This is a genomic window from Stenotrophomonas maltophilia group sp. Smal32, from assembly GCF_030237085.1.
Lineage (GTDB): Bacteria > Pseudomonadota > Gammaproteobacteria > Xanthomonadales > Xanthomonadaceae > Stenotrophomonas > Stenotrophomonas maltophilia_Q.
Genome location: NZ_JASJSI010000201.1, coordinates 1 through 2,680 on the forward strand (window position 1 = coordinate 1; position 2,680 = coordinate 2,680).

The 2,680-nt window shown below is 68.1% G+C and carries 2 protein-coding genes and 1 pseudogene; 1 reads left to right on the forward strand and 2 read right to left on the reverse strand.

Features of this window, described 5'->3' with window-relative positions; genetic code table 11:
* Positions 1-159: 159 nt before the first annotated feature.
* A pseudogene (locus QRO91_RS22235) lies at positions 160-510 on the reverse strand (methionyl-tRNA formyltransferase); the annotation flags it as partial.
* A 120-nt stretch (positions 511-630) separates the two neighbouring features.
* A complete protein-coding gene (gene def, locus QRO91_RS22240; protein WP_010481177.1) occupies positions 631-1,143 on the reverse strand; it encodes a peptide deformylase in 513 nt (170 codons plus the stop codon).
* Between the two features lie 126 nt (positions 1,144-1,269).
* Here def and QRO91_RS22245 point away from each other — a divergent pair, with 126 nt between their 5' ends.
* A complete protein-coding gene (locus QRO91_RS22245) occupies positions 1,270-2,403 on the forward strand; it encodes a LysM peptidoglycan-binding domain-containing protein (protein WP_049428928.1) in 1,134 nt (377 codons plus the stop codon).
* The last annotated feature ends 277 nt before the right edge of the window (positions 2,404-2,680 follow it).

Consider the following 2,680-nt stretch of genomic DNA (forward strand, 5'->3'; position numbering starts at 1 on the left):
CCCCCCCCCCCCCCCCCCCCCCCCCCCCCCCCCCCCCCCCCCCCCCCCCCCCCCCCCCCGTTTTTACACCCACACAACCACAACCCCCAAAGGAGGCCGACTGGTGGGCTGTGAGTTTTGTAAAAGACACAGGTCCAGGCCGCGCGGCGGCCGCGCGCGCGCGGCCCCGCGCCAGCGCGGCAGCAGCGAGGCATGCACGTTCCAGCAACCATGGGTCGGGATGGCCAGCACCGCCTTGGGCAGGATCAGGCCATAGGCCACCACCACCATCAGGTCCGGCTGCAGCTCGCGCAGCTGCTGCTGGGCGGCTTCGCCCTTCAGCGACTCCGGCTGGTAGACCGGAATGCCACGGGCCACGGCCTCAAGCTTGACCGGCGAAGGCGCCAGGCCACGGCCACGACCGGCCGGGCGGTCCGGCTGGGTGTAGACCGCCACGACCTCATGGTGGCGCGCGGCCGCGCGCAGCGACGACACCGCGAATTCCGGCGTACCGGCAAAGACAATCCTCATGGCTACCCCACTTGCAGGATGGATTCGTGCAGGAAAGAAAACGGCGCCGTCGGCCGGCGCCGTACAGCCCGCGCGAGCCGCGCAGGCACGGGCCACCCGAAGGGTGGCCCGGATTGGCGATCACGCCACGTGCTTGCGCTGCTTGGCCAGCTTCTTGCGCACCATCTCGCGCTTGAGCGGCGACAGATAATCGATGAACAGCTTGCCGTCCAGGTGATCCATCTCGTGCTGGATGCAGGTGGCCAGCACTTCGCCAGCTTCCATCTGCTGTTCCTGGCCGTTGCGGTCCAGGTACTTCACGGTGATGGTGTCGGCACGGGTGACGTCGGCGAAGATGCCCGGGACCGACAGGCAGCCCTCCTGGTACACCCGGCCCCCGTCCTTGGCGACGATTTCCGGGTTGATGAACACATGCGGTTCATTCTTTTCTTCGCTGACGTCGATGACCATGAAGCGCTTGTGCACGTCCACCTGGGTGGCGGCCAGGCCGATGCCCGGGGCGTCGTACATGGTCAGGAACATGTTGTCGATCAGTTCCTGGAAGGCCGGCGTGGTGACTTCGGCAGCTTCGATCAACGCGGCCTTGGTACGCAGGCGCGGATCGGGGAACTCGAGAATGGGGAGAAGGGCCATGGCTGTTTCCGGATAGGGGGCCGGCACGCCGGCATACGTCGCAGATTCTAGCTCCAACGCTTGCCTTGCGCCCCGGTTTCTGGACTATAGTGCGCGGACCTGTTGGGGAATCAGGGCTTCACACCTATGTTGCTTCGTTTTCGTACGGTCGTCGCCGCGGCGATGCTGACCGTGGCTGCCTATGCTACCGCCGTGGAAGTGAATGGCGGGCACCCGGACACCTATGTGGTCCGAAAAGGGGATACGTTGTGGGATATCGCCGCACGTTTCCTGCAGAAGCCGTGGCTGTGGCCGGAGATCTGGCAGGCCAATCCACAGATCGCCAACCCGCACCTGATCTATCCCGGTGACGTCCTGAGCCTGGCCTACCTGGACCGGGTGACCGTGGCGGCCCAGCCCGGCCCGCGCCAGGAGGCCCCGATCGACGCCATTCCGCTGGCCCAGGTCGAGCCGTTCCTGAAGCAGCTGAGCGTGGTCGACAGCATCGAGCAGCTGCCCTACGTGGCCGGCCTGGAAGAAGAACGCCTGCGCGCCACCAGCGGCCACGCCGTCTATGTGCGCCTGGCCGACGCCCAGGTGGGCCAGCGCTGGGCGGTCGTCCGCCCGACCGTGCGCTACGCCCAGCCCAAGCCGACCGAGGACCTGACCGCCAACGGCGACGTCACCCCGGGCAGCGGCAACCTGTGGCGCGCCTACAGCGCCCCCAACCACCGCCGCGGCGTGCTCGGCTATGAGCTGGCCCAGGTCGCCACCGGCACCATCACCCATGTCGCCGGCGGCAAGGTCGAGGCGTCCACCCTGGTGCTGGACAAGAACGAGGGCGGCCGCGAGGTGCGTGCCGGCGACCGCCTGGTGCCGATCGAGGCCAGGCCGTACGACCTGCAGTTCGTGCCCCATGTCCCCGCCGCCGGTGTCGAGGGCGTCGACGTACGCGTGCTGGCCGTCACCGACATGTTCACCGCCGGCGGCCCCCGCGACGTGATCGCGATCTCGGCGGGTCGCACGCAGGGCGTGGACAATGGAACCGTGTTCTCGCTGTGGCGCCCGGGCCGCCATGTGGCGCACCGCATGAAGTATCCGAACTCGTCGCGTACGGACGATTCGCTCAGCACCGGCGCCGGCCGGGTCTCGCTGCCGGACGAGTACGCGGCGCATGCCATGGTGTTCCGCACCTTCGACAACGTCAGCTACGCGCTGGTGATGCAGGGCGTGAAGCCGGTGCGCGTGGGGTACAACGCCCTGCACCCGGACGCGAAGTAGAGTCGACTGTGTAGAGTCGACTGTGTAGAGTCGACTGTTTGTGGACTGGTCTTGGCGCGGCGGGCGCCCGCCGGCCCCCCCCCCGGGCCCCCGGCCCACCCCGACCCCCCCCCCCACCCCGCGCGCCGGCCCGCCCCACGCCCCCACACACGCCCCCCCGCCCCCCGGCCCCCTCCTTGTATACGAGCTGTTATATGGGGAATAACAGAAAATATCTATACCATGAGCTGAGCCATGGGCTGATATGCGTGCGGAATGGTCGATAGAAGTCCCCGCT

Excerpts from the sequence above, each read along its gene's own strand:
- def (WP_010481177.1), bottom strand. The coding sequence starts at position 1,143 with ATGGCCCTTCTCCCCATTCTCGAGTTCCCCGATCCGCGCCTGCGTACC.
- QRO91_RS22245 (WP_049428928.1), top strand. The coding sequence starts at position 1,270 with ATGTTGCTTCGTTTTCGTACGGTCGTCGCCGCGGCGATGCTGACCGTG.